The sequence below is a fragment of the Pseudomonas sp. BIGb0164 genome, assembly GCF_024810135.1.
Lineage (GTDB): Bacteria > Pseudomonadota > Gammaproteobacteria > Pseudomonadales > Pseudomonadaceae > Aquipseudomonas.
Genome location: NZ_JANUEA010000006.1, coordinates 168,148 through 190,802 on the forward strand (window position 1 = coordinate 168,148; position 22,655 = coordinate 190,802).

General features: G+C 63.9%; 27 protein-coding genes. 3 read left to right on the forward strand and 24 right to left on the reverse strand.

Translation table 11 applies throughout. The features are described from left to right. Positions 1 to 74: 74 nt before the first annotated feature. The 14 genes from phnP to M2394_RS17500 all read right to left on the reverse strand — a co-directional run bounded on the left by phnP (position 75) and on the right by M2394_RS17500 (position 11,669). Positions 75 to 824 (reverse strand): phosphonate metabolism protein PhnP, encoded by a 750-nt coding sequence (gene phnP, locus M2394_RS17435; RefSeq protein WP_178925547.1) that lies wholly within the window; start codon positions 822 to 824, stop codon positions 75 to 77. Further along, positions 815 to 1,387, reverse strand: a complete 573-nt coding sequence (gene phnN, locus M2394_RS17440; protein ID WP_178925548.1) for a phosphonate metabolism protein/1,5-bisphosphokinase (PRPP-forming) PhnN — start codon at positions 1,385 to 1,387, stop codon at positions 815 to 817. Before phnN ends, phnP begins: the two co-directional genes overlap by 10 nt. Then, positions 1,387 to 2,532, reverse strand: coding sequence for an alpha-D-ribose 1-methylphosphonate 5-triphosphate diphosphatase (locus tag M2394_RS17445; RefSeq protein WP_259173271.1), 1,146 nt, complete (start codon positions 2,530 to 2,532; stop codon positions 1,387 to 1,389). The genes phnN and M2394_RS17445 overlap by 1 nt, the downstream gene beginning before the upstream one ends. Continuing rightward, complete coding sequence (gene phnL / locus M2394_RS17450) at positions 2,522 to 3,244, reverse strand: phosphonate C-P lyase system protein PhnL (protein ID WP_259173272.1); 723 nt, start codon at positions 3,242 to 3,244, stop codon at positions 2,522 to 2,524. The genes M2394_RS17445 and phnL overlap by 11 nt, the downstream gene beginning before the upstream one ends. Further along, on the reverse strand, positions 3,241 to 4,041 hold the full coding sequence (phnK, locus tag M2394_RS17455) for a phosphonate C-P lyase system protein PhnK (protein ID WP_178925551.1): 801 nt from the start codon (positions 4,039 to 4,041) through the stop codon (positions 3,241 to 3,243). Before phnK ends, phnL begins: the two co-directional genes overlap by 4 nt. Beyond that, a complete protein-coding gene (locus M2394_RS17460; RefSeq protein ID WP_259173273.1) occupies positions 4,038 to 4,880 on the reverse strand; it encodes an alpha-D-ribose 1-methylphosphonate 5-phosphate C-P-lyase PhnJ in 843 nt (280 codons plus the stop codon). Before M2394_RS17460 ends, phnK begins: the two co-directional genes overlap by 4 nt. Continuing rightward, positions 4,873 to 5,949, reverse strand: coding sequence for a carbon-phosphorus lyase complex subunit PhnI (locus M2394_RS17465; RefSeq protein WP_259173274.1), 1,077 nt, complete (start codon positions 5,947 to 5,949; stop codon positions 4,873 to 4,875). Before M2394_RS17465 ends, M2394_RS17460 begins: the two co-directional genes overlap by 8 nt. Next, a complete protein-coding gene (gene phnH / locus M2394_RS17470; RefSeq protein WP_259173275.1) occupies positions 5,949 to 6,539 on the reverse strand; it encodes a phosphonate C-P lyase system protein PhnH in 591 nt (196 codons plus the stop codon). Before phnH ends, M2394_RS17465 begins: the two co-directional genes overlap by 1 nt. Continuing rightward, positions 6,539 to 6,976: a phosphonate C-P lyase system protein PhnG gene (gene phnG, locus M2394_RS17475; protein WP_259173276.1), complete on the reverse strand. Its 438-nt coding sequence runs from the start codon at positions 6,974 to 6,976 to the stop codon at positions 6,539 to 6,541. The genes phnH and phnG overlap by 1 nt, the downstream gene beginning before the upstream one ends. 12 nt (positions 6,977 to 6,988) lie before the next feature. After that, positions 6,989 to 7,693, reverse strand: coding sequence for a phosphonate metabolism transcriptional regulator PhnF (gene phnF, locus M2394_RS17480; protein WP_176998207.1), 705 nt, complete (start codon positions 7,691 to 7,693; stop codon positions 6,989 to 6,991). Positions 7,694 to 7,729: 36 nt separating this feature from the next. Continuing rightward, a complete protein-coding gene (gene phnE / locus M2394_RS17485; protein ID WP_017136208.1) occupies positions 7,730 to 8,512 on the reverse strand; it encodes a phosphonate ABC transporter, permease protein PhnE in 783 nt (260 codons plus the stop codon). A 147-nt stretch (positions 8,513 to 8,659) separates the two neighbouring features. Further along, a complete protein-coding gene (gene phnD, locus M2394_RS17490) occupies positions 8,660 to 9,661 on the reverse strand; it encodes a phosphonate ABC transporter substrate-binding protein (RefSeq protein ID WP_178925557.1) in 1,002 nt (333 codons plus the stop codon). A gap of 32 nt (positions 9,662 to 9,693) precedes the next feature. After that, positions 9,694 to 10,527, reverse strand: a complete 834-nt coding sequence (gene phnC, locus M2394_RS17495) for a phosphonate ABC transporter ATP-binding protein (RefSeq protein ID WP_176998209.1) — start codon at positions 10,525 to 10,527, stop codon at positions 9,694 to 9,696. A 233-nt stretch (positions 10,528 to 10,760) separates the two neighbouring features. Continuing rightward, positions 10,761 to 11,669, reverse strand: a complete 909-nt coding sequence (locus M2394_RS17500; RefSeq protein WP_259173277.1) for a LysR family transcriptional regulator — start codon at positions 11,667 to 11,669, stop codon at positions 10,761 to 10,763. 110 nt (positions 11,670 to 11,779) lie between these two features. Between M2394_RS17500 and M2394_RS17505 the strand changes: the two genes are divergently transcribed. Then, positions 11,780 to 12,967, forward strand: coding sequence for an MFS transporter (locus M2394_RS17505; protein WP_259173278.1), 1,188 nt, complete (start codon positions 11,780 to 11,782; stop codon positions 12,965 to 12,967). A gap of 95 nt (positions 12,968 to 13,062) precedes the next feature. Here the strand turns inward: M2394_RS17505 and M2394_RS17510 are convergent, their stop codons facing one another. From M2394_RS17510 to ccmA, 10 genes are all read right to left on the reverse strand, one after another. Next, complete coding sequence (locus tag M2394_RS17510) at positions 13,063 to 13,455, reverse strand: hypothetical protein (RefSeq protein ID WP_178925067.1); 393 nt, start codon at positions 13,453 to 13,455, stop codon at positions 13,063 to 13,065. Between the two features lie 16 nt (positions 13,456 to 13,471). Further along, positions 13,472 to 14,656 (reverse strand): c-type cytochrome biogenesis protein CcmI, encoded by a 1,185-nt coding sequence (ccmI, locus tag M2394_RS17515; RefSeq protein WP_176998213.1) that lies wholly within the window; start codon positions 14,654 to 14,656, stop codon positions 13,472 to 13,474. Next, the gene (locus M2394_RS17520) at positions 14,649 to 15,122 is read right to left on the reverse strand and encodes a cytochrome c-type biogenesis protein (protein ID WP_176998214.1); all 474 of its coding nucleotides are present in this window, start codon (positions 15,120 to 15,122) and stop codon (positions 14,649 to 14,651) included. The genes ccmI and M2394_RS17520 overlap by 8 nt, the downstream gene beginning before the upstream one ends. Beyond that, positions 15,119 to 15,655 (reverse strand): DsbE family thiol:disulfide interchange protein, encoded by a 537-nt coding sequence (locus M2394_RS17525; RefSeq protein WP_178925063.1) that lies wholly within the window; start codon positions 15,653 to 15,655, stop codon positions 15,119 to 15,121. Before M2394_RS17525 ends, M2394_RS17520 begins: the two co-directional genes overlap by 4 nt. Continuing rightward, on the reverse strand, positions 15,652 to 17,640 hold the full coding sequence (locus tag M2394_RS17530; RefSeq protein WP_178925061.1) for a heme lyase CcmF/NrfE family subunit: 1,989 nt from the start codon (positions 17,638 to 17,640) through the stop codon (positions 15,652 to 15,654). Before M2394_RS17530 ends, M2394_RS17525 begins: the two co-directional genes overlap by 4 nt. Positions 17,641 to 17,643: 3 nt before the next feature. Beyond that, a complete protein-coding gene (gene ccmE / locus M2394_RS17535; RefSeq protein ID WP_178925059.1) occupies positions 17,644 to 18,099 on the reverse strand; it encodes a cytochrome c maturation protein CcmE in 456 nt (151 codons plus the stop codon). Then, positions 18,096 to 18,272, reverse strand: a complete 177-nt coding sequence (gene ccmD, locus M2394_RS17540) for a heme exporter protein CcmD (protein WP_003172771.1) — start codon at positions 18,270 to 18,272, stop codon at positions 18,096 to 18,098. Before ccmD ends, ccmE begins: the two co-directional genes overlap by 4 nt. Next, positions 18,269 to 19,024: a heme ABC transporter permease gene (locus M2394_RS17545; RefSeq protein ID WP_259173279.1), complete on the reverse strand. Its 756-nt coding sequence runs from the start codon at positions 19,022 to 19,024 to the stop codon at positions 18,269 to 18,271. Before M2394_RS17545 ends, ccmD begins: the two co-directional genes overlap by 4 nt. 85 nt (positions 19,025 to 19,109) lie before the next feature. Continuing rightward, the gene (gene ccmB / locus M2394_RS17550; RefSeq protein WP_014717701.1) at positions 19,110 to 19,778 is read right to left on the reverse strand and encodes a heme exporter protein CcmB; all 669 of its coding nucleotides are present in this window, start codon (positions 19,776 to 19,778) and stop codon (positions 19,110 to 19,112) included. After that, positions 19,775 to 20,410, reverse strand: a complete 636-nt coding sequence (gene ccmA, locus M2394_RS17555) for a cytochrome c biogenesis heme-transporting ATPase CcmA (RefSeq protein ID WP_259173283.1) — start codon at positions 20,408 to 20,410, stop codon at positions 19,775 to 19,777. Before ccmA ends, ccmB begins: the two co-directional genes overlap by 4 nt. 200 nt (positions 20,411 to 20,610) lie before the next feature. On the opposite strand from ccmA, the gene M2394_RS17560 reads away from it, so the two are divergent. Both M2394_RS17560 and M2394_RS17565 read left to right on the forward strand, forming a co-directional pair. Next, on the forward strand, positions 20,611 to 22,188 hold the full coding sequence (locus M2394_RS17560; RefSeq protein WP_259173284.1) for a flagellar hook-length control protein FliK: 1,578 nt from the start codon (positions 20,611 to 20,613) through the stop codon (positions 22,186 to 22,188). Further along, positions 22,185 to 22,514, forward strand: a complete 330-nt coding sequence (locus tag M2394_RS17565) for an EscU/YscU/HrcU family type III secretion system export apparatus switch protein (protein WP_259173285.1) — start codon at positions 22,185 to 22,187, stop codon at positions 22,512 to 22,514. The genes M2394_RS17560 and M2394_RS17565 overlap by 4 nt, the downstream gene beginning before the upstream one ends. The last annotated feature ends 141 nt before the right edge of the window (positions 22,515 to 22,655 follow it).

Below are 22,655 nucleotides of genomic sequence, written 5' to 3' on the forward strand. Positions count from 1 at the left end.
CCAGCGCCTACACAGGTTTCGCAGCGCCTTTGAACGGTAGGAGCCGGCTTGCCGGCGATGGCGGTGGACCTGCCCTAGAGGATACGGCCATCCCAACCGACGGTGACGTGGCGCGGCAGCGTTGAGCGGTGCTGCACCAACCACGCATCCAGCGTGTGCCCCACATGGGTCAGCACGCCGAGTTTCGCACCGGTCTGCTCGATGCTCTGCAGCGCCAGCGTCAGGTCATTATGGTTACGCGGCGCTTGCGGCTGGGGCGGCATGGAGCAGTCCAGCACCAGCACGTCCAGCGGTTCGCGTTGCAACCAGGCGAGCGTGTCTGGCGGCAGGCCGACCGTGTCGGTGAGGTAGGCAATGCGTCGCCCTTGCCCCTCCAGCAGGTAACCCAGGGTCAACTTGGAATGCTCCAGCGGCAACGCCGTCACCGTCAGCTCACCCAACTGCCGCGTTTCGAACGCGGCAAAAGGTTGGCTGAAATCCAGGATGCCCGGGTGTTTGTAGAGGTCGGATAAGCCCTCCGGGTCCGCCGGCCCGTGCACCGGAATCACCAGCCCTTGCCCCCAGCGCAAATGCAGCAGGCCCTGGGCGTGATCGGCGTGGTAGTGGGTCTGGAAAATCCCGTTGAAACTGCGCGGCGGGAAACGTTCGGTAAGGTCAGGCAAGCCGCTGTCGATCAACCAGCGCTGGTCACCACACTCGATCAGCGCGCTGCACGGTCGGCGGCGCAGGCTGGCATCCTGGCGGGCCATGGCGCAGGCCACGCATTCGCAGCCATACACCGGGACTTGCCGCGCATCGCCGGTACCCAACAAGGTCAGGCGCATGCCGAATGTCCGTGGTTCAGGCAGCACAGCAGACGCTCGACGCTGTGTTCCAGCGGCCCGGAGTTGTCCAGCACAAACAAACCCGCGCCATGGCCGGCAATCAGCTCGGCAGTGAAACGGGCATTGCGCGCCAGGCGCGCTTCGATATCCGCCAGCGACTCACGCCCACGCGCGATCAAGCGCTGGCGCAACACCGCCTGGTCAACCGTCAGCAGCAGCACGAGCGACGTCGGGTAGCGCGCGCGGGTCTGCCCCAGGTGCGCCCGCGAGCCGTTGACCAGCACGTCTTCCCCCGCCGCCAGCCAATCGTCGATCTCACGGGGGATGCCGTAGGACAACCCATTGGCGTGCCAGCTGAGGGCAAACGCGCCCTCAGCCTCCATCGCGGCAAACTGCTCCGGGCTCACACCCTGCGCCGCTTCGCCCACCGCTTCCGCCGAGCGGGTGATCACGCGGCGCACAATGCGGCAACCGCGCTCGGCCAAGCGCGGGCGGGCGGCATCCAGCAGGCTGTCCTTGCCCGAACCGGATGGCCCGATGAGATAGATCAACCTGCCTGCCATCAAAACACCCTCTTCGCTTGCCGCCACACTTGTTGCACCACCGGCAGCCCTTCACGGCTGCGGGCCTGGACCAGGTCGGCGCGCAGGCCGATGGCAATTTCACCGCGATCCGCCAGGCCCGCCGCTTGCGCCGGTGCCAGGCTGATCATCTTGACCGCCCGCGGCAGGTCGCCGCCGTCCTGCTGGTCGGCCAGCACAAACGCCGCCTGCAACAGGCTGGCCGGGTAATAGTCGCTGGAAAGTATATCCAGCAATCCCTCAGCCGCCAGGCCAGCGGCGGCCACATTACCCGAGTGCGACCCACCGCGCACCACGTTCGGCGCGCCCATCAAGACTTTCATGTTCAGCGCCTGGCAACCCTTGGCCGCCTCCAGCGTGGTCGGGAATTCGGCGATGGTCATGCCATAGCCTGCCGACTCCTCGACATGGGCCAGCGTCGCATCGTCATGGCTGGCCACCGACAGGCCGCGTTCCAGGCAATGCGCAACAATCGCGGCACGATAACGGTCGCTGTACTCCCGAGAGTTGGCCATCTGCAACACGATGAACGCGTCCATGGTTTCATCGTTCAGGTGGTACTTGCCCATGTAGTACTCACGGTACTTGGATTCGAGCACGAACTGGCGCTGGCCCGGCGAGTGGTCCATCACCGAGACCAGGCGCACCAGCGGGTTTTCCACCAGGTCGCGGAACACGCTGAGGGTGTCCGGGTGGCACAGCTCGCAACGCAGGTGCAGGTGGTGCTCGGCGCGGGTCAAGCCGGCGTCTTCCGCCGACGCGATGGCATCGAGCATCGCCGGCAGTTTCTTCATGCGGTTGCCCTTGGGGTTCACATCGCCAATGGACACCGCGTCGAACACCGTGGTGATCCCCGCCGCGATGATCTGTGCGTCATGGCTGAGCACGGCCGAGATCGACGGCCAATCCACACCGGGGCGCGGGGTCATGTGTTTTTCCAGGTTGTCGGTGTGCAACTCCACCAGCCCCGGCAACAGGAAATCACCCTCCAGGTCCTGGGCCTGGGGCAACTGGCTGCGGCCTTCGGCGACATCGACGATCTTGCCGCCACGCAGCACCACCGAACCCAGGAACATGCGATCAGCCGTCACGATCTGGGCATTACTGAGGATCTGTTCAGCGGGCATGGGCGTATTCCTCTTGGGCAACAGGCGTTGGGGTCATGTCGAAATGGCGGTCGGCAACCGCCTCACGGGCGGCGCGGTCGTGGAAGATGCCGATCAGCGCCGCGCCGGCAGCCCTGGCTTCGTTCATCAGTTCCAGCACCACCTGGCGGTTGTTGTCGTCCAGGGATGCGGTGGGTTCGTCGAGCAGCATTACCGGCCAGGCCACCATGAAGCCGCGGGCGATGTTGACGCGCTGTTGCTCGCCCCCGGAGAAAGTGCCGGGCGCCAGTTGCCACAGGCGTTGCGGAATGTTGAGGCGAGTCAGCAGGTGTTCGGCGCGTGACTGCGCATTGGCCTTGGACCAGCCGCGCGCCAGGGCCGGCTCCATCACCACGTCCAGGCAAGCCACCCGTGGGATCACCCGCAGAAATTGGCTGACGTAACCCAGGGTCTGCTGGCGCACCTGCAAAATGTCACGCGGCTCGGCGCCCACCAGCTCCAGCCACTCACCGGCATGGCGTACACGAATGCTGCCACCGGCCGGCAGGTAGTTAGCGTACAGCGTGCGCAACAAGGTGCTTTTGCCGGCGCCGGACTGGCCGTGCAGCACCAGGCATTCACCGCCCTGCACGCTGAACTCGACGCCGCGCAGCACGTTGAGCACCACGCCGTTTTGCTGGTGCAGGGTGAAGGTTTTCGAGAGGTCACGGACCTCGATCAGAGCATTCGTCATGGCTGCAATACCGAAGACACCAGCAGTTGAGAGTAAGGGTGCTGTGGATCGTCGAGGATCTGGTCGGTGAGCCCGGTTTCCACCACACGCGAACGGCGCATCACCATCAGGCGGTCGGCCAGCAAGCGTGCAACAGCCAAATCGTGGGTGACGATCACCACCGCCAGGTCCAGCTCACGCACCAGGCCACGCAGCAGGTCGAGCAGGCGCGCTTGCACCGACACGTCCAGGCCGCCAGTCGGTTCGTCCATGAACACAAGACGCGGGCTCGACACCAGGTTGCGAGCGATCTGCAGGCGCTGCTGCATGCCGCCCGAAAAGGTGCGTGGCAAGTCGTCGATGCGCTGCGGGTCGATTTCCACCTGGCTCAGCCAATCAAGACCGGCACCGCGCAGTTGCTCGTAATTGCGCACGCCCTGGGCCATCAGGCGCTCGCCGATGTTCGCCCCGGCCGACACGCCCATGCGCAAACCGTCACGAGGGTTCTGCTCGACAAAGCCCCATTCGGTGCGCAACAACGTACGGCGTTCGGCTTCACTGGCGCTGTACAAGTCCAGCCATTCGCCGTCCTTGCTGCGGTAGCCAATCGAACCCGCTTGCGGTGGCAAGCGACCGCTCAGCAGCGAGAGCAACGTGGACTTGCCCGAGCCAGACTCGCCGACGATGCCCAGCACTTCACCGGGGTACAGATCGAAACTCACGCCCTGGCAGCCCTTCTCCGGGCCGTACAACAGGGACAGGTCACGCACTTGCAGTAGCGGTGCGCCGGCTTTTTGCTTCAAAAGAACCTGGCTCATTGGTTGTTCTCCAGAACGCGCTGGGCGCAGTACCACGTGTCAGAGCACACAAAACTCTGGGTGCCCGCATCGTCGAGAATCAGCTCATCGAGAAACGATTCATGGCTACCGCAGATGGCGCAGTTGTGTTGCCACTTCTGCACTTCGAAGGGGTGGTCTTCAAAGTCCAGGCTGGTGACCTCGGTGTAAGGCGGCACAGCGTACAAACGCTTTTCACGGCCCGCGCCGAACAGCATCAGCGCCGGGCTCATGTCGAGCTTGGGGTTGTCGAATTTGGGAATCGGCGACGGGTCCATCACGTAGCGCTCGTCGACCATCACCGGGTACGCATAGCTGGTGGCGATATGGCCGAAGGTGGCGATGTCTTCGTAGAGCTTGACGTGCATCACCCCGTAATCGTTGAGCGCATGCATGGTGCGGGTCTCGGTTTCCGACGGCTCGATAAAGCGCAGCGGCTCGGGAATCGGCACCTGGTAGACCATGATCTGGCCGGCCTGCAGGGGCGTTTCCGGAACGCGATGGCGGGTCTGGATCACCGTGGCCTCGGGCGTGGCTTCGGTGGTGGCGATGCCGGCCGTGCGCGCAAAAAAGCGGCGGATCGACACGGCGTTGGTGGTGTCGTCGGCGCCCTGGTCGATGACCTTGAGCACGTCATCCTCACCGAGGATTGCGGCTGTCAGTTGCATGCCGCCCGTGCCCCAGCCGTAAGGCAAGGGCATCTCGCGGCCACCGAACGGCACCTGATAACCGGGGATCGCCACGGCCTTGAGCAAGGCGCGACGGATCATGCGCTTGGTCTGTTCGTCGAGGTAGGCGAAGTTGTAGGCGGCGTCATTCATGGCTCGAACCCTCGGCCGGTTGGCGCAGTTTGCGGATCAGTTCCAGTTCGGACTGGAAGTCCACGTAGTGCGGTAATTTGAGGTGCGACACAAAACCGGCCGCCTCGACGTTGTCGCAGTGGGCCAGCACGAACTCTTCACGCTGGGCCGGCGACACCACTTCTTCGTTGTATTCGCCGGCACGCAGCGAGCGGTCCACCAGCGCCATGCCCATGGCCTTGCGCTCGGCATGTCCGAACGCCAACCCGTAGCCACGCGTGAACTGCGCCAGCTCCGTGGCCGAACCGACGAACTGGTTGACCATCTCGCACTCGGTCACTTCGATGCTGCCCAGGCAGATGGGAAAACCCAGCTCTTGCGGGTCGATCCACACCTCCACGTCACCGATGCGAATCTCACCGGCAAACGGGTGGTTGCGGCCGTAGCCACGTTGGGTCGAATACCCCAGCGCCAACAGGAACCCTTCGTCGCCACGGGCCAGCGCTTGCAGGCGCTCGGCACGGCTGGCCGGGTATTCCAGCGGGTCGCGGGTGATGTCGGCGACGCTGGCGTTGTCGTCGGTTTCTTGCTTGATCAGGCCTTCTTTGGCGAGCAACCCGAGCACCCGTGGGCAGGCGTCGATGCGCGCTTCGGGCGTGGTCTGCGGGCCGGGGTATTCGCCTTCGGCTAACAGCGCAAAATCCAGCAGGCGGTGGGTGTAGTCGAACGTGGGGCCGAGCAGTTGGCCGCCCGGCACATCCTTGAAGGTGGCCGACAACCGCCGGCTCAACAGCATCTTCGAGGTGTCGATCGGCAGGCTCGGGCTGAAACGCGGCAGCGTGGTGCGGTAGGCGCGCAGCAGGAAGATCGCTTCCACCAGGTCGCCCGCCGCTTGCTTGATCGCCAGCGCGGCGAGTTCTTCGTCGAACAGCGAACCTTCGGTCATCACCCGCGCCACGGCCAACGGCAGCTGCTCGCGGATCTGGCTCACGCTCAGTTCGGGAATCGCGGTGTCGCCCCGGCGTTTTTTAGCGAGCAGGCGGTGGGCATTGTCGATGGCCTGTTCGCCACCTTTGACGGCTACGTACATCAGGTGCGCTCCTCTGCGACACGGCTGCTGCGCGGCAGGCCGATCAAGTGGTGGCCAGCGGCAAACAGCACGTCCAGGCCACGGGGGAAGGCTTCGCGACGCTGGCGTTCCAGCCAGAACGCCTGGGGCACCGGCAGATGCACCTGGCGCTGGGCCTTGATGCCCGGGCCACGCCACAGCAAGCCGCGCCCGGACTCCAGGTCAGTGAGCTGCACAAGCACGGTGCAGGACTGGTCGGGGTAGCGGTCGTTGCCGTGGTCGAAGCCACCGAGGTCGAGCAGGTCGTGCTCACCAAGCAAGGCGAACACCGCCTCTTCGCGGTTTGCCGTGAACGGGCAGCCGCAGTGGAACGCCAGGTTGGCGCGGATCAGCGGTGTGTCGAAGCTCGGCGCCAGCCACAGCGGCGTGTCCACATCCAGCAAGGCCAGGCACAGGGCGTAGGTGGCGGGCGCCAGGCCATCGAGCTGTGGCGCACACGCCAGGTGCTGGATCAGGCCGGGTTCGGCCAGGGCCTTGAGGGCCGCGCGAAAACCGCGCTGGGCGTCCAGCACCGGGTCGACGAAGGCCGGTTGCAACAGTTGCGCATTCATCAGTTTTCTCCTCGCACGAGGGTGAAGAACTCGACCTTGGTGGCAGCGGTATCGGCTTCCTTTTGCGCACGGCGACTGGCCTGGGCATTGGCCAGCGCGGTGATCAGGTCGCTGAGCCAGATGCTCGGCTGGCTGCCTTGCAGGTGGGCGTCGGCCAGGGCCGCCAGTTCGGCATGCACCTTGTCGCGCCCGGCGAGGTAGCTGTAGCCGGTACGGCCATCGGCCAGGCGCACCACGCAGCGGGTCACGCTCATCTCACCGACGTTGAACGGCGCACCGTCGCCGCCCATGCGGCCGCGCACCAGGGTCATGCCGACTTCGGGGGCGCGGATCAGGTGGTACTCGACGTCTTTCAACGCCGCTTCATGGGGTTGCAGTTCACTGAGCCGGGCGCGGGCTAACACGCCGATCCAATGCTGACGCGGGGACAAACTCATCACGGTCTCCATTCAGGTCACCACTTGGTACTGGAAGCGATCCGAGCGGCTGGTGGACTGCGCCAGCTCCACCGGGCGGCCGTCGCGATCGCGGGAAAGGGTAAAAACGGTGAGGGCCGGCAAGTGCCGAGGCATCATCAGCAGCGCGGCTTCATCACGGTTGGGCAAACGCGCACCGATCAGGCTTTGGGTGCGGGTCAGCGGCAAGTCACGCTCACGCAGGTATTGGCGCAGGGAGCCGCCGTTGTAGTCCGCCAGCAACGGCGCACGGCTGGCGCAGTAGCGATGGCGGATCAGGCTGACAGGCTGGTGGTCGAGCTTGCGCAAGGTCTGCAGTTCGATCATCGGTGCCATTTCGGCAATGCCCAATTGCAGCGCTTCATCACGGCTGGCGTAGCAGTAGCGGCGCTTGAGCAACACCGCCTGCACGCCCACGCCCTGGGCCGACAACGACTGGCTGTAGGACGTCTCGGCGCCCATCGGGTAGATCAGCGGGCGGTCGAGCACCTGGGTGCCCTTGCCCTGGCGGCGCAACAGGCTGCCTTCGAACACCAGCTCGTCGATGGCACGGCGCAGGGTGTGGCGATTGACGCCAAACCGCTCGGCCATGTGCACCTCGCCGGGCAGGAAATCGCCGGCGCTGTAGCTGCTCAGTTCACGGCGCAGGATATCCGCGAGTTCGCGGTACACCGGCTCTTCTTGTCTAGACAACTGCATGCTTAAAAAAAGCGCCGCGCGGGCACCCCTCCGACGTCAGATGAACTGCTTGCGCAGGCGTTGGGACAGCACGTCGATACAGCTCACCACCACGATGATCACCAGCAGCACCGCGCAGGTTTGTACAAACTGGAAGGCGCGGATGTTTTCCCAGAGGATCACGCCGATCCCGCCCGCCCCGACCATGCCCACCACCGTGGCCGAACGCACATTGGCCTCGAAGCGGTACAGCGCGTAGCTCACCCACAACGGCATCACTTGGGGGATCACGCCGTAGATCACTTCCTGCAAGGCACTCGCGCCAGTGGCACGCACGCCTTCCACCGGGCCTGGGTCGATGGCCTCGACGGCTTCGGCAAACAGCTTGGCGAGCACGCCGGTGGTGCTGATCCACAAGGCCAAGACACCCGCAAAAGGACCGAGGCCGACGGCGACCACGAACAACATGGCGAACACCATTTCGTTGATGGAGCGGAAGGCATCCATCACCCGGCGCAGCGGTTGGTGGACCCACCAGGGGGTGATGTTGTCGGCGCAGAGAATGCCCAGCGGCACCGAGCAGACAATCGCCAGCACCGTGCCCCAGAGGGCGATCTGCACGGTGACGATCATCTCCTTGAGGTAGGAGCGCCATTCGTGGAAGTCCGGCGGGAAGAAGTCGGCGGCGAAGGTCGCCATGTTTCCGGAATCGCGGTACAGCGCCAGCGGGTTCATTTCCGCGCCGTGCCAGGCCCAGGCCAGCAGGACCAGGAACAGGCCCCAGCCGAGGTATTGCGGCCAAGTCCGTTTGCCCACTGCTTCTGCATGCAAAGTTGTCATGGATCACTCTCGGTAACTGGGGGAACTGGATCTCTGTGGGAGCGGGCTTGCTCGCGAATGCGGTGTATCAGTCGCTGGATGCGTTGAATGACACACCGTATTCGCGAGCAAGCCCGCTCCCACATAAAGCCCGGTTCCTACAGGGGGTTAGCCGTTGGCTGCGGTCTTTTTGTCGAGCTCAGTGATGCGCTGTTGCAGCTTGGCCAGGTCAGCGTCGATGTCGGCGAGCTTCTTGGCTTTGTCGGCAGCTTCGAGGTGGTCATCGGCGCTGATGATCGTGCGCTGCTTGAACAGCTCCAGCTGGCGGATCGGCAGCAACTGGTCATCGCTCGACGGCAGGAACTTGCCCAGCTGCATGTTCTTGAGCACCGCCTTCTCTTCATCGGTGTCGCCGTAGTGGGCGAAGAAGTCGCGGATCTTGGTCTTCTCGCTGTCGCTCAGGGCTTTGCTCCACACCATCGGGTCAGCCGGGATCAGCGGTGATTTCCAGATCACTTTGAGCATGGCGGCCTTGTCCGGCTGGGTGACTTCCAGGCGGTCCCAGCTTTCGGTGTTGAAGGTGGCCACGTCCAACTGCCCCTTGGCCACGCTCAAGGCATTCACTTCATGGCTGGAGTTGAGGGTGCGCTTGAAGGCGGTGGCGGCATCGACGTTGTTCTTGGCGAACACGTAGTAGCCCGGTACCAGGTAGCCCGAGGTGGAGTTCGGGTCACCGTTGCCGAAGGTCAGGTTCTTGGCGTTCTTGAGCATGTCGTCGACGTTGTTGATCGGGCTGTCCTTGCGCACGATCAGCACGCTCCAGTAGCCGGCAGCGCCGTTGGCGGCGGCGGTCTGGGCGAAGATCTCGCCGTTGGAGCGGTCCACCGCTTCCATCGCCGCCTTGTTGCCCAGCCAGGCCACGTCGACCTTGTTGAAGCGCATGCCCTGGATCAGGCCGGCGTAGTCGGAGGCGAAGGTGGCGTTGATGGTCAGGCCGGTCTTCTTGTGCATGTCATCCAGGAACGGCTGCCAGATGCTCTTGAGGTTCTGCGAAGACTCGGTGGACATGATGCCGAAGTTGATGGCCTTGTCCGCCGCATAGGCATTGCCCATCGCGACGCTGGCCAACAAGGCGGCAGACAAAAATACTTGGCCGATACGGTTGAACATGGAAGGTATTCCTGTGGGTCGTGAGTAGGGTTTCAAGCGCGTGCCAGGGCCAGCCGAGGCGTGGCGGCGGTGGCGCGGGACTGGTCGGAAAACATCAGGCTGGTGTCGACATCGGCACCGTACAAATCATTGAGGAAGTGGCTGCTCATGGCGCTGCCCTGCCCGTCGAAATGAATGCGCCCGCCCTTGAGCGCCACGGCACGCGGGCAATAACGCACGGCGTAATCGACTTGATGCAGGGTCACCACCACGGTCTTGCCATCGCGGCGGTTGATGTCGGCGAGGATCTCCATGACCTTGCGCGCCGACTCCGGGTCCAGGGAGGCGATCGGCTCGTCGGCGAGGATCACTTCGGCGCGCTGGGTCAGCGCACGGGCAATCGCCACGCGCTGCTGCTGGCCGCCAGACAACGTGGAGGCACGTTGCTCGGCCAGGTCGGCCAGGCCCACGCGGGCCAGGGATTCGAGGGCAAAGGCCTTCTCTTCGGCATTGAACAGGCCGAGGTTGCCGCGCCAGCGCGGCATGCGCCCCAGGCAGCCGAGCAGCACGTTGTCGAGCACGCTCAGGCGGTTGACCAGGTTGAACTGCTGGAAGATGTAGCCGATGTCTGCGCGCAACCGCCGTACCTTGCCGTTCAACCGTCCGCTGGCCTGCACCTCCCGGCCCAGCACCTTGACGCTGCCACCATTGCTCTTGTCGCAGCACGCCAGGCCCGCCAAGTGGCGCAGCAGCGTGGACTTGCCGGAACCGGAAGCGCCGATCAGCGCGACCATCTCACCGGCATCAATGGTGAGTTCGAGGTCGACCAGTGCGGACTTCTTCGCAAAGGTCTTGTTCAAGTGATCGACATGGATAGCGTGAGTCATGGGCTTCTCTGTCTTGTTTGAACAGCCAAAGGTGGCTGCGGTTGAGTTCAAACGACAGTAGGCGCGGGCTGTGTCAGCCCTATGACTTGCACATGACTGCAGGGGGTCGGTTCGATGAAGGTTTTGTGAAAGGTTGAAAGGTCACTGCAGCCTTGAGCTGGCTTGCCGGCGATAGAGGTGGGTCAGTTGACGAATAGGTGGTTGATATTCCGCCATCGCCGGCAAGCCGGCTCCTACCGGGAGTGTGCGTTGGCTTCGCGGGCGCGCAGTCGCGGAGTGACGAAGTCCAGGAATGCGCGCACTTTTAATGGCAGCGGGGCCTGGCCTTTGTGCACCAGGCTGATGGGCAGTGCAGCCGACTCATAGGGCTGCAGCAGCACCTGCAACTCGCCCTTTTGCAGCGCATCCGCCACTTGATACGACAACACCCGAATCATGCCAACGCCCAGCGTCGCCGCCGCAATCGCCGCTTGCGCCGTGTTCACCGACAGCCGAGAACGCACGGGCACGGCCTGTTCCGATTTGCCACTTCCAAATACCCAGGCGCCCACCGAGGCGAGCACGTCGAAGGTGATGCAACTGTGATCCGCCAGATCCTGTGGCCTGGCCGGTTCGCCGTGAGTTTTCAGGTAGCGGGGGCTGGCGCACACCACGCGCCGCACCGTGCCCACGGGCACCGCCTTGAGCGAGCTGTCGGGTAATTCACCAATGCGCACAGCCACGTCGCACTGCTCTTCCATCAAATGCACCACGCGGTCGGTGAGCATCAGGTTGACGCTGATCTCGGGGTACTGCGCGAGAAATTCCGCCACCACCGGCACGATGTGCAGGCGCCCGAAGACGATGGGCGCGGTCACCACCAACTCGCCTTTGGGCTGCGCGTATTCGCCGGTGGCCGCGCGTTCGGCTTCGCCGATGTCTTCGAGAATGCGCCGGCAGGCCGTCAGGTAGGAAGCCCCTACGTCGGTCAACGACAGTTGCCGTGTGGTGCGGTGCAACAGGCGGGATTTCAGATGGGCCTCCAGCTCTGCCACCTTGCGGCTGACGGTAGCCAGGGGCATGTCGAGCTGGCGCGCCGCCGCCGACAAGCTGCCCGCTTCCACCACTGCGACAAACACGGACATCGACTCAAGACGGTTCATGGCGCTCTATCAAATTATGGAAGGATGATTCTCGATCCTAGGGGATTATCGACATAAATGCGACTGCGTAAGGTTGGCTACTCATCCCCTGCAACCCTATGGAGCACGCCATGAGCACAGCCGAGAGTCCCCCGCCGCGAGGCAAGATCATCATGATGGCGGTGATCGCCGGCGCGGTGGTCACCAACATTTATTGCACTCAACCCGTGTTGCCGCTGATTGCTTCGGACATGGCCGTGGCGGTGTCGACGGTCAATCTGGTGGCGGGCGCAGCCTTGCTGGGCTTTGCCACCGGGCTAGCGCTACTGCTGCCGATAGGCGACCGTTTTGACCGGCGCAAGCTGGTGCTGGGCCAGATCGCGCTGGCGTTCTGTTTTGCCCTGGCGGCGGCGTTTGCGCCAAGTATCGGGGCGTTGATTGGCGCGTCGTTTGGTTTAGGAATGGTGAGCTGCGTGCCACAACACCTGGTGCCGTTCGCGGCGGTGATGTCCCAGCCCCACGAACGCGGGCGCAATGTAGGCACGGTGGTCAGCGGGATCATGCTGGGGATTCTGCTGGGTCGCACGATCAGCGGCGTGGTGGGCGAGGTCTATGGCTGGCGCGCGGTGTACGCGATGGAAGCGGCGTTCATGATCCCGGTGTGGTGTATCGCGGCCAGGTTGCTGCCACCGGGCGTGCCGAGCAGCAACCTGTCCTACCCTCGCCTGCTGGCTTCACTGTGGCCGTTGATGCGCGACAACAGCCCGATCCGCCAGTCGATGATGGTGCAGTCGCTCTTGTGGGCGTGCTTCAACGCGTTCTGGGTGAACCTGGCGGGGTTGCTGGCCAACGGGCCGTGGCACTTGGGCAGTGCGTGGGCCGGGGCGTTCGGGATTATCGGCGCGGTGGGGGCGTTTGCGGCATCGTATGGGGGGCGGGCGGCGGACAGGCTGGGTTGCCGCAGGGTAATCGGGGCCAGCGTCGGCATCGTGACATTGGCCTTTTTGTTGCTGGCGGGGGCGCAAGCGTCGCTGATCTTGCTGGTAATCGGGGTAATTGTGCTGGATATCGGCGTGCAGGCGGGGTTGGTGGCGAACCAGAGCCGGGCATTTGCGGTGGACCCGAAGGCTCAGGGGCGGATCAACAGTTTGTACATGACCGCCACTTTTGTCGGTGGGGCGATTGGCGCGACGGTGAGTGGTGGGTTGATGGCGCAGTTTGGCTGGATCGGGGTGGTGGAGTTTGGCGTTGTGCTGGGGGTACTTGCGGGATGTATCCATGGGCTGGGTGCGCCACGCAGGGCTCAAGAGCTGGCATAAATCCCGGATCAAAAGGCTCCCATATTTGATCTCCAGTGTTTGAGAGATTGGATTTCAAAGCGCAAAAAAGGCGACCTGTAATAGGTCGCCTTTTTTTATTGCGCGTACTGCTTGCTCAACCCGGGCGGCACGCCCTGTACGCTGGTCTCTTCCCACGGCCCGTTCGGGCTGATGGAGCGGCTCCAGCCGTTGCTCCAGCGGTAGTAGGTGCGTTGGCGGTAGAAGGTGTCGGGCTGGTCGTCGAGCACATACACCTGCATCTTGCCGTCCCAGTGGCTGGCGGCGCCCGGGGGCGGCGCGAAGGTCGGTGACGAGGTGGGCACCGGCTTCGGTGCTGGCGTGACCGGGCCGGAAGGCTTGGTGCTCGGTTGGGTCGACGGCCCTGACGGCGGGATGGTCGGGCCGGTAGGCGACGGAGGCCGGTGGACCGCACAAGCGCTCAGGCCCACGATCAGGCTGAGCAGGGTAAGGCGTGCAAGTGCGGTCATAGGCGTTTCCTCGAAATTACTGGTCCGGACTGTCGATGGTCAGCTGCTGCAAAGCAGTGGTGCTGCTGGCCAAGGGTTGGCTGCGGCCGATCCACTCGCCGGCGGTCGGAAGACCTGCCCGGGATAGGCGTGCAACCAGTTGGACTTCGGGGAAGTTCGACAGTTTCAACTGCGGCATCATCGCGTCGGCATCCCCCAGTTCGACGGTGATCGGCAGTTCGGCGACGGTGACACGTTTGGCGGCCAATGGCGCGGGCGGGCCGCTCACGGCGCGGGCAAAGATGAACACGCTGTCGGTGGGCAGGGCCTTGGCCTTCACGTCGGCGGATAAATCCACACGCACTTTCATCAGCGCTTTTTGAGCGACAGTGCCGCCGCTTTCCTTGAGCTTTTCGGCAGCCCGGTCGATACCGCCTTGCAGCGCTGCACGAGAATTGTCTTCGGGTGGCAGTTGGGCCAGCAGGCGGTTCCAGTAGTCGATGGCTTCCTGGTAACGCTGGCCCTCAAAGGCCGCGATGCCCAACAGGCCCAGGCTGGTGACTTCTTTCGGGTCCAGCTTCAACGCCTCGTCGGTCAGCGCCTGAACCTTGGGCGACCACTGTTTGTTGTCGGCGAAGTACTGGGCCTGGGCCCACTGGCCGAGCAGTTCCGGCTGGCGACCGGCCAGGGCCACGGTGCGCTCGAAGACTTTGGCGGCATCGGCGGAACGGTCCTGGGCCATGTAGGCGCGACCGAGGAAGTACAAGCCTTCGGCCGAGTCCGGCTGGGCCGCGGCGGCGCGCTCCAGGCGCTGGGTCATGTCTTGCATGGACACCGGCGGCTGGGAGAATTCGCGGGTCAGCTCGACCTTGTCGCTCGCCCCGTAATGCAGGTACAGCGCAACGCCAAGCACCGGCACCAGAAACGCCGCCAACAGTGGCAACGGCTTGCCCAGACGCGATTCACGGGGTTTTTCCACGCCTTCGGTGTCGGCCAACAGTTCGCGGGCGGCTTCGGCGCGGCCGGTGTCGAGTTGCGCGGCGTTGAGCACGCCTTCGTCCTGCTGCACTTGCAGCTCGGCCACACGCTCCTGGTACAGCGCCACGTTCAGCGCCGTGCGGTCCTCTTCACGTTGGGCGCGGCGGTCGCGCAGTACAGGGATCAACAGGAAACTCAGGGCAATCAGGAGCAGCAACCCTGCTGCAAGCCAAAAATCAATCATCAGTCTTGGTGTCCAGCAGTTGGTCGAGGCGTTTGCGTTCATCGAGGGAGAGCGCGTCGGAACCATCAGTCGGCGCGGCGCGGCGGCGGCGTACGATCACGGCCATCACCCCCACACCGGCCAGCAACAACCCGGCCGGGCCGAACCAGAGCAGCGCGGTCTTGCCGGTGAGGGCCGGTTTGTAGCGCACGAAATCACCGTAGCGGTCGACCATGAAGTCGATGATCTGCTGGTTGTCCTTGCCCTCCCCCAGCATGCGGAAGATCTCTTTGCGCAAGTCGGCGGCGATGGGCGCGTTGGAGTCGGCGATGTCCTGGTTCTGGCACTTGGGGCAGCGCAGTTCCTTGGTCAGGTCGCGGAAACGTTCGCGCTCGGCATCGTTGGCGAATTCATAGGTGTCGATGGCGGCGTGGGCCACGCCCGCCAAACCCAACGCCAGCACGGCAGCGGCTAACAGGCGCTTCATGGCTTGGCCTCATCGACCAGGGCCTGGTACTTGGCGGCCAGTTGCTCGCGCCACACCACTTCGTCGATCACGCCCACGTACTTGTCGCGGATCACGCCTTTGGCGTCGATGAAGAAGGTTTCCGGGGCACCGTACACGCCGAGGTTCAGGCCGAGGTTGCCGTCTTCATCGCGAATATCCAGCTGGTACGGGTTGTGGAATTCGGCCAGCCACTTCAACGCGGCAGCGTTGTCGTCCTTGTAGTTGATGCCGTAGATCACCACGCCCTTCTCGGCCAGCTTGTTCAGCACCGGGTGTTCGACGCGGCAGGAGATGCACCAGGTGCCCCACACGTTGACCAGCGCCGGCTTGCCCAGCAGGTCGGCCTGGGTCAGGGTCTTGTCGCCCTGCACCGTTGGCAGGCTGAAGGGCGGGAAGGGTTTGCCGATCATTGCCGAGGGCAACTCGGCCGGGTCCAGGTACAGACCGCGATACAGGAACACCGCCACCACCAGAAACATCGCCAGCGGCACAACCATCAACCAACGCTTCATACCGCCGCTCCCTGCAGGCCGAGGGCTTCACGCACCCGGCTCTTGACCTTGACCCGATAACGCCGGTCCAGCGCGGCGAGCAAACCGCCAAAACCGGTGAGCAAACCACCGAACCAGATCCAGCGTACAAACGGCTTCACATGTACGCGCACAGCCCAGGCACCGTCGCCCAGCGGTTCACCCAGTGCCACATAGAGGTCCCGGGTGAAACCGGCGTCGATACCGGCCTCGGTCATCATCGAACTCTGCACGGTGTACAGGCGTTTTTCCGGGTGCAGCACCGCCACTTCCTTGCCGTTGCGTACGACGCGCACGGTGCCTTTGTCGGAGGTGAAGTTAGGGCCCTCGAAGTGCTTGGCGCCTTCAAAGATGAAGTGGTAACCGGCCAAGTCCATGGACTCGCCCGGCGCCAGGCGCAGGTCACGCTCAGCGCTGTTCTGGCTGGAGAGCACCACGCCCAGGGCGCACACGGCGATGCCGATGTGGGCGACCTGCATGCCCCAATAGCTGCGGGTCAGGCTTGGCAGGCCTTTGATCAGGCCTTTGTGCCGGGTCTTGTCGACGATGTCGCGCACGCCGGCCAGCAACACCCACGCCGCCAGCAGGAAGGTAGCGAGCACCGCCCAGTTGAAGTCGCCGTAAGCCACACCGGCGATCACCGCCAATGCCACGCTGCCCAGCAGCACCGGCATCAACATGCCTGCCAGCCATTTCACCGGGGTGTCTTTCCAGCGCACCAGCACGCCGATGGCCATCACCACCATCAACAGCCCCATCAGCGGGATAAACAATGCGTTGAAGTACGGCGGGCCGACGGACAGCTTGGCGCCGCTCAAGGCATCCAGCACCAACGGGTACAGGGTGCCGAGCAGGATCATCGACGCGGCCACCACCAGCACCAGGTTATTGCCCAGCAGCAGCGTTTCCCGCGACCACAGGTTGAAGCCGACCTGGCTCTTGACCACCGGCGCGCGCAGGGCGAACAGCGTGAGCGAGCCGCCGACCACAAACAGCAGGAAGATCAGGATGAAAATGCCGCGCTCCGGGTCGGACGCGAACGCGTGCACCGACGTCAATACACCCGAACGCACGAGGAAGGTACCGAGCAGGCTGAGGGAAAACGCCGCGATGGCCAACAATACGGTCCAGCTCTTGAACACGCCGCGTTTTTCGGTGACGGCCAGCGAGTGAATCAGCGCCGTGCCCACCAGCCAGGGCATGAAGGAGGCGTTTTCCACCGGGTCCCAGAACCACCAGCCGCCCCAGCCGAGTTCGTAGTAGGCCCACCACGAGCCCAAAGTGATACCAATGCCGAGGAACGCCCAGGCGACGATGGTCCACGGTCGTGACCAGCGCGCCCAAGCAGCGTCAAGACGCCCGCCGAGCAAGGCGGCGATGGCGAAGGCAAAGGCCACGGAGAAACCGACGTAGCCCATGTAGAGCATCGGCGGGTGCACAATCAGGCCGATGTCTTGCAGCAACGGGTTGAGGTCGTGCCCGTCCGCCGGGATCTGCGGCAGGATGCGGCTGAACGGGTTGGAGGTCATGATCAGGAACAGCAGGAAGCCGATGCTGATCATGCCCATCACCGCCAGCACCCGTGCCAGCATCACTTGTGGCAGTTGGCGCGAGAACACCGACACGGCGAAGGTCCAGCCGCCGAGGATCAACGCCCACAGCAGCAACGAACCTTCGTGAGCACCCCACACGGCGCTGAACTTGTAGTACCAGGGCAGTGCGCTGTTGGAGTTATTGGCCACATAGGCGACGGAAAAATCGTCGGTCATGAAGGCGTAGGTGAGGCAGCCGAAGGCGAACAACAGGAACGCAAACTGGCCCCAGGCAGCCGGTTGCGCCAGGCTCATCCACAAGCGGTCACCGCGCCAGGCGCCAAGCAACGGCACCACGGCCTGCACAATGGCAAAGCACAGGGCGAGGATCATCGCCAACTGGCCAAGTTCTGGAATAAACAATGCGGACGTCATGGCTTAGCCCTCCTTGGCGGGCGTTGGCGCGGATTGGCCGCTGTCTTTGAGGGCCTTGGTCACTTCCGGCGGCATGTATTTCTCATCGTGCTTGGCCAGCACTTCGTCGGCCACCACCACGCCGTCGGCGTTGAGCTTGCCCAGGGCGACGATGCCCTGGCCTTCGCGGAACAGGTCCGGGAGGATGCCGCGGTAGGTGATGGTCACAGCCTTGTTGAAGTCGGTGACCACGAAGGTCACGTCGAGTGAGTCGGGGGAGCGTTTGAGCGAGCCCTTCTCCACCATGCCACCGGCGCGGATGCGTGTGTCCAGTGGGGCTTCGCCATTGGCGATCTGGGTCGGGGTGTAGAACAGGTTGATGTTCTGCTGCAGGGCGCTCAAGGCCAGGGCCACGGCAATGCCGACGCCGGCCAGGATGGCAAGGATGATCAACAGACGCTTTCTACGCAGCGGATTCACTTTTCGGTCTCCCGGCGCAGACGACGCGCCTCTTGTTGCAGGTAACGCTTGCGGGCCAGGATCGGCGCGGCCACGTTGAGGGCCAGCACCGCCAGGCAGATGCCATAGGCCGTCCAGACGTACAGGCCATGATGGCCCATGGCGAGAAAATCACTGAAAGACGCAAAGCTCATCCACGGGCTCCCAGGCAGGTTTGCACTTCGGCCTTGACCCAACTGGCGCGGGCTTCACGCTTGAGCACTTCAAGGCGCATGCGCATCAGCAGTACGGCGCCGAAGAAGCAGTAGAACCCCAGCACCATCAGCAGCAACGGCGCCCACATTTCCACGGGCATGGCCGGTTTTTCGGTGAGGGTGAAGGTGGCGCCCTGGTGCAGGGTGTTCCACCACTCCACCGAGTACTTGATGATCGGGATGTTGATCACGCCGACGATGGCCAGCACGGCGCAAGCCTTGGCGGCGCTGTCGCGATTGCTGATGGCGTTGCCCAGGGCGATCAGGCCGAAGTACAGGAACAGCAGGATCAACATGGACGTGAGCCGCGCGTCCCACACCCACCACGAACCCCAGGTGGGTTTGCCCCAGATCGCGCCGGTGACCAGCGCCACGGCGGTCATCCAGGCACCGATGGGCGCGGCGCATTGCAGGGCCACGTCGGCGAGCTTCATCTTCCACACCAGGCCGACGATGCCGCACACGGCCAGCATCACGTAGCAGGACTGGGCCAGCATCGCGGCGGGAACGTGGATATAGATGATGCGAAAACTGTTGCCTTGCTGGTAGTCCGGTGGCGCGAAGGCCAGGCCCCAGACCAGGCCGATGCCAATCAACACTGCGGCAGTGATGCTCAGCCACGGCAGTAGCGTGCCGCTGATGCCATAAAACCATTTGGGCGAGCCGAGCTTGTGAAACCAGGTCCAGTTCATTGCTGTTTCCATCACGGTGGCTTCCTGTCATTGCAGGAAACTCAGGGTCTTTACTGACTAAGACATAACGCTTGGTCAGACCTCATTATTCACCGACGCTGATCTTCAGGCCGGCCGCTATAGCAAAGGGTGTCAGGGTTACCGCCAGGGCGGTCAGGCTACCAAGCCACAGGAGGTAACCGGTCGCCGGCATGCCCATGAGCGCGGCCTGCAAGGCGCCGCTGCCCAGGATCAACACCGGGATATACAAAGGCAGAATCAGCAGGGCCAGCAACAGGCCGCCCCGCTTCAAACCGACGGTCAACGCTGCGCCCACCGCCCCCAACAGGCTGAGCACCGGCGTACCGAGCAACAAGGATAGAAGCAACACCGGCAAGCACTCGACGGGCAAGCCCAGCATCATCGCCAACAGTGGCGAAAGCAAGACTAGCGCCAAGCCGGAAAAAACCCAGTGTGCCAGCACCTTGGCCAGCACCAGAAGTGGCAAGGGGTGCGACGAAAGGACCCACTGTTCAAGGGAACCGTCTTCGAAATCACTGCGAAACAGCCCGTCCAGCGAGAGCAGAACCGATAAAAGCGCCGCCACCCACACCAGTCCCGGGGACAAGGTTTGCAACAGTTTAGTCTCGGGGCCCACCGCCAGCGGGAACAGGGCGATGACAATCGCGAAGAACACCAATGGGTTGGCCAGTTCGGCCGGGCGGCGACACAACAGCCGCGCTTCGCGGGCGACCAACAGGGCGAATACGCTCATGCCGACCACCTTCCCAGGTCCAGGTCACGGTAACCGGCAGGCGTGCGATTGAGGGTGTGATGGGTGGTGAGCAGCACCAGCCCGCCCTTTTCGCAATGCTGGGTCAGGTGTTCTTCGAGCTGGGCCACGCCTTGCTTATCCAGGGCGGTGAAGGGTTCGTCGAGGATCCACAGCGGCGGGCCCGGCAGGTACAAACGCGCCAGGGCCACGCGGCGCTGTTGGCCGGCAGACAGGGTGTGGCAGGGAACGTCTTCGAAGCCCTTGAGACCGACAGCGGCCAGGGCTTGCCAAATAGCGTCGCGGGACGCGGGATGATGCAGGGCGCTCAGCCAGCTGAGGTTTTCTTCGGCGGTGAGCACGTCCTTGATGCCCGCGGCGTGGCCGATCCAGACGAGGTTGCGCGCCAACTCAGTGCGTTGTTCGTTGAGCGGCTTGCCATTGAGCCGCACAACACCTGCCGTCGGCTGCATCAACCCGGCCAGCAGGCGCAGCAAACTGGTCTTGCCGCTGCCGTTGGGGCCGCTGACCTGCACCATGTCACCACCCGTCAGCCGCAGTTCGAGGTGCTCGAACAACAGGCGCAGGTCGCGTTCACAGGAAAGCGCTACGGCTTCAAGAAGAGGGCTGGTCAAAAGATCGCGGGCCTTTACGGTTCAAGTCGGCGGTGCAGCGGCCGTTAAAGAGAAATGCACAATAACGGCTTTGGCGACCGATTTTAGAGAGCTGGATCAAATAGTTGTGAGGTTTTTACCGCTCTCTTTGCAGACGGGCGGCATTATACATGCGATGCCCTACTCTAAAGAGGGCAATTTCCTTCGAGACGACGCGCACGATGACCGGTGAGATCAACCTTCCTACGCTGCCGCCAGCACCCGTGGCCGGGCCCGCCCCGCTGCCCCCGACCGGTGAGCTGCTGAAACTGCTGGAACCGCAGATCGGCTTGATCGACCCCGGAAAAACCGTGAACGCCGAGGTACTCGCGCTTAAACAGGGCGGTGATGCGTTTCAGTTGCTGCTCAAGTTGACCTTGGAAGGCGGCCGCCAGACCCTGGTGCAAGCCAGCAGCGCCCAGCCGTTGCCGCTGGGAAGCAACGTGGCCGTGAGCCAGACGCCGACGGGCAACCTGACCATCACCTTGCAGCAAGCCTTGAGCGCCAATGTGGCCGCCCTCACCCGTATCGACACCACGCAAATGCCGGTGGGCACGCTGTTGCAGGCCAAGGTGCTGACCACCCAGATGCTGCCCCAGGGCACCACGCAGCCGGCCATCTACCGCTCGCTGGTGACCGTGCTCAGTAACGCCCTGGCCGGCGCGACCCTGACCGTGGAAAGCCCGCAGCCGCTGCGGGTGGGCAGCTTGCTCAGCGCCGTGGTGCAAGACACCCAGACGTTGAATTTCTTGCCATTGAGCGGGCTCAAGGACCAACTGGCGGTGGCGCAGCAACTCGCCACCCAGCAAAGCCGCCAGGGCTCGCTGGACGTGGTGTTCACCGCCCTGCAGAACCTGCCCGCCGACGACACCACCTCCAGCGACCTGCGCGCCGCCGCCGCGCGCTTGCTCGCCGCGCTGCCCGACCTGTCGCAGGTGAGCAACCCCAAAGTGCTGGCGCAGGTGATCCAGAACAGCGGCGCGTTTCTCGAAGCCAAATTGCTGGCCGGGCAAAACCCGCAAATCCCGCCGCTGGACATGAAAGGCGCGCTGCTGCGCCTGGTCGCTGACCTGTTGCCCGCCCTGCCCACCGCCACCAACCTGAATGCGATCCTTGCCGCCAACACCCTGGCCCAGGTGCTGCCCAATTTTGTGCGCAACCCGCTGAACACCCTGGGCCAGGTCAGCGCCCGCCAGGCACCGGCCGGCTTTCCGCTGCCGGAGCGGCTGATGGCCAAGCTGGAAGGCGAAGGCGACCTGGAAAACCTGCTGCGCCTGGCCGCCGGGGCCATCTCGCGCCTGCAGAGCCACCAGCTGTCGAGCCTGGAACAAACCGGCACCACCGCCGACGGGCGTGTGCAGACCACCTGGCAGTTGGAAATCCCCATGCGCACCCTGCAGGACATCGTGCCGTTGCAGGTCAAGTTCCAGCGCGAAGAGCCGCCGCCGGACAAGGACCAGCCCGAACGCAAAGACAAAAAGGACCCCAAGCAGATGCTCTGGCGCGTGGAGCTGGCCTTCGACATGGAACCGCTGGGGCCGTTGCAGGTTCAGGCGCAACTGACCCAGGGCAAGCTCTCCAGCCAGTTGTGGGCGTCCCGGCCGTTTACCGCCAGCCTGATCGAAAGCCATTTGGGCAACCTGCGCGAACGCCTGGTGACCTCGGGCATCAATGTCGGCGACCTGGATTGCCACCTCGGCACGCCGCCACGCGGGCCGCGAACTGGCTTGGAGCAACGCTGGGTGGATGAAACCGCATGAAGAACACCACCCCACCGCGTCAGGCGATCGCCCTCAAGTATGACGGCCAGCAGGCCCCCACACTGACCGCCAAGGGCGACGACGCCTTGGCCGAGGCGATCCTGAAACTGGCGCGGGAAAATGAAGTGCCGATCTATGAGAACGCCGAGCTGGTGAAGCTGCTGGCGCGCATGGAATTGGGTGACAGCATCCCGGAGGAGTTGTACCGCACGGTGGCGGAGATCATCGCGTTTGCCTGGACCTTGAAAGGCAAGTTCCCGGTCGGGTATGACCCGGACGCAGGGCCGGTGGAGCGGGATGTGACGGCGCGTGGGGACGATTACTGAATAACCCAAGCGCTACACAAAACCAAATGTGGGAGCGGGCTTGCTCGCGAACGCGGTGTATCAGCCAGTACATGCATCAACTGACCCACCGCATTCGCGAGCAAGCCCGCTCCCACACAAGCCCATCCCCCAAAGGATGCG

Excerpts from the sequence above, each read along its gene's own strand:
- phnP (WP_178925547.1), bottom strand. The coding sequence starts at position 824 with ATGCGCCTGACCTTGTTGGGTACCGGCGATGCGCGGCAAGTCCCGGTG.
- phnN (WP_178925548.1), bottom strand. The coding sequence starts at position 1,387 with ATGGCAGGCAGGTTGATCTATCTCATCGGGCCATCCGGTTCGGGCAAG.
- M2394_RS17445 (WP_259173271.1), bottom strand. The coding sequence starts at position 2,532 with ATGCCCGCTGAACAGATCCTCAGTAATGCCCAGATCGTGACGGCTGAT.
- phnL (WP_259173272.1), bottom strand. The coding sequence starts at position 3,244 with ATGACGAATGCTCTGATCGAGGTCCGTGACCTCTCGAAAACCTTCACC.
- phnK (WP_178925551.1), bottom strand. The coding sequence starts at position 4,041 with ATGAGCCAGGTTCTTTTGAAGCAAAAAGCCGGCGCACCGCTACTGCAA.
- M2394_RS17460 (WP_259173273.1), bottom strand. The coding sequence starts at position 4,880 with ATGAATGACGCCGCCTACAACTTCGCCTACCTCGACGAACAGACCAAG.
- M2394_RS17465 (WP_259173274.1), bottom strand. The coding sequence starts at position 5,949 with ATGTACGTAGCCGTCAAAGGTGGCGAACAGGCCATCGACAATGCCCAC.
- phnH (WP_259173275.1), bottom strand. The coding sequence starts at position 6,539 with ATGAATGCGCAACTGTTGCAACCGGCCTTCGTCGACCCGGTGCTGGAC.
- phnG (WP_259173276.1), bottom strand. The coding sequence starts at position 6,976 with ATGAGTTTGTCCCCGCGTCAGCATTGGATCGGCGTGTTAGCCCGCGCC.
- phnF (WP_176998207.1), bottom strand. The coding sequence starts at position 7,693 with ATGCAGTTGTCTAGACAAGAAGAGCCGGTGTACCGCGAACTCGCGGAT.
- phnE (WP_017136208.1), bottom strand. The coding sequence starts at position 8,512 with ATGACAACTTTGCATGCAGAAGCAGTGGGCAAACGGACTTGGCCGCAA.
- phnD (WP_178925557.1), bottom strand. The coding sequence starts at position 9,661 with ATGTTCAACCGTATCGGCCAAGTATTTTTGTCTGCCGCCTTGTTGGCC.
- phnC (WP_176998209.1), bottom strand. The coding sequence starts at position 10,527 with ATGACTCACGCTATCCATGTCGATCACTTGAACAAGACCTTTGCGAAG.
- M2394_RS17500 (WP_259173277.1), bottom strand. The coding sequence starts at position 11,669 with ATGAACCGTCTTGAGTCGATGTCCGTGTTTGTCGCAGTGGTGGAAGCG.
- M2394_RS17505 (WP_259173278.1), top strand. The coding sequence starts at position 11,780 with ATGAGCACAGCCGAGAGTCCCCCGCCGCGAGGCAAGATCATCATGATG.
- M2394_RS17510 (WP_178925067.1), bottom strand. The coding sequence starts at position 13,455 with ATGACCGCACTTGCACGCCTTACCCTGCTCAGCCTGATCGTGGGCCTG.
- ccmI (WP_176998213.1), bottom strand. The coding sequence starts at position 14,656 with ATGATTGATTTTTGGCTTGCAGCAGGGTTGCTGCTCCTGATTGCCCTG.
- M2394_RS17520 (WP_176998214.1), bottom strand. The coding sequence starts at position 15,122 with ATGAAGCGCCTGTTAGCCGCTGCCGTGCTGGCGTTGGGTTTGGCGGGC.
- M2394_RS17525 (WP_178925063.1), bottom strand. The coding sequence starts at position 15,655 with ATGAAGCGTTGGTTGATGGTTGTGCCGCTGGCGATGTTTCTGGTGGTG.
- M2394_RS17530 (WP_178925061.1), bottom strand. The coding sequence starts at position 17,640 with ATGACGTCCGCATTGTTTATTCCAGAACTTGGCCAGTTGGCGATGATC.
- ccmD (WP_003172771.1), bottom strand. The coding sequence starts at position 18,272 with ATGAGCTTTGCGTCTTTCAGTGATTTTCTCGCCATGGGCCATCATGGC.
- M2394_RS17545 (WP_259173279.1), bottom strand. The coding sequence starts at position 19,024 with ATGAACTGGACCTGGTTTCACAAGCTCGGCTCGCCCAAATGGTTTTAT.
- ccmB (WP_014717701.1), bottom strand. The coding sequence starts at position 19,778 with ATGAGCGTATTCGCCCTGTTGGTCGCCCGCGAAGCGCGGCTGTTGTGT.
- M2394_RS17560 (WP_259173284.1), top strand. The coding sequence starts at position 20,611 with ATGACCGGTGAGATCAACCTTCCTACGCTGCCGCCAGCACCCGTGGCC.
- M2394_RS17565 (WP_259173285.1), top strand. The coding sequence starts at position 22,185 with ATGAAGAACACCACCCCACCGCGTCAGGCGATCGCCCTCAAGTATGAC.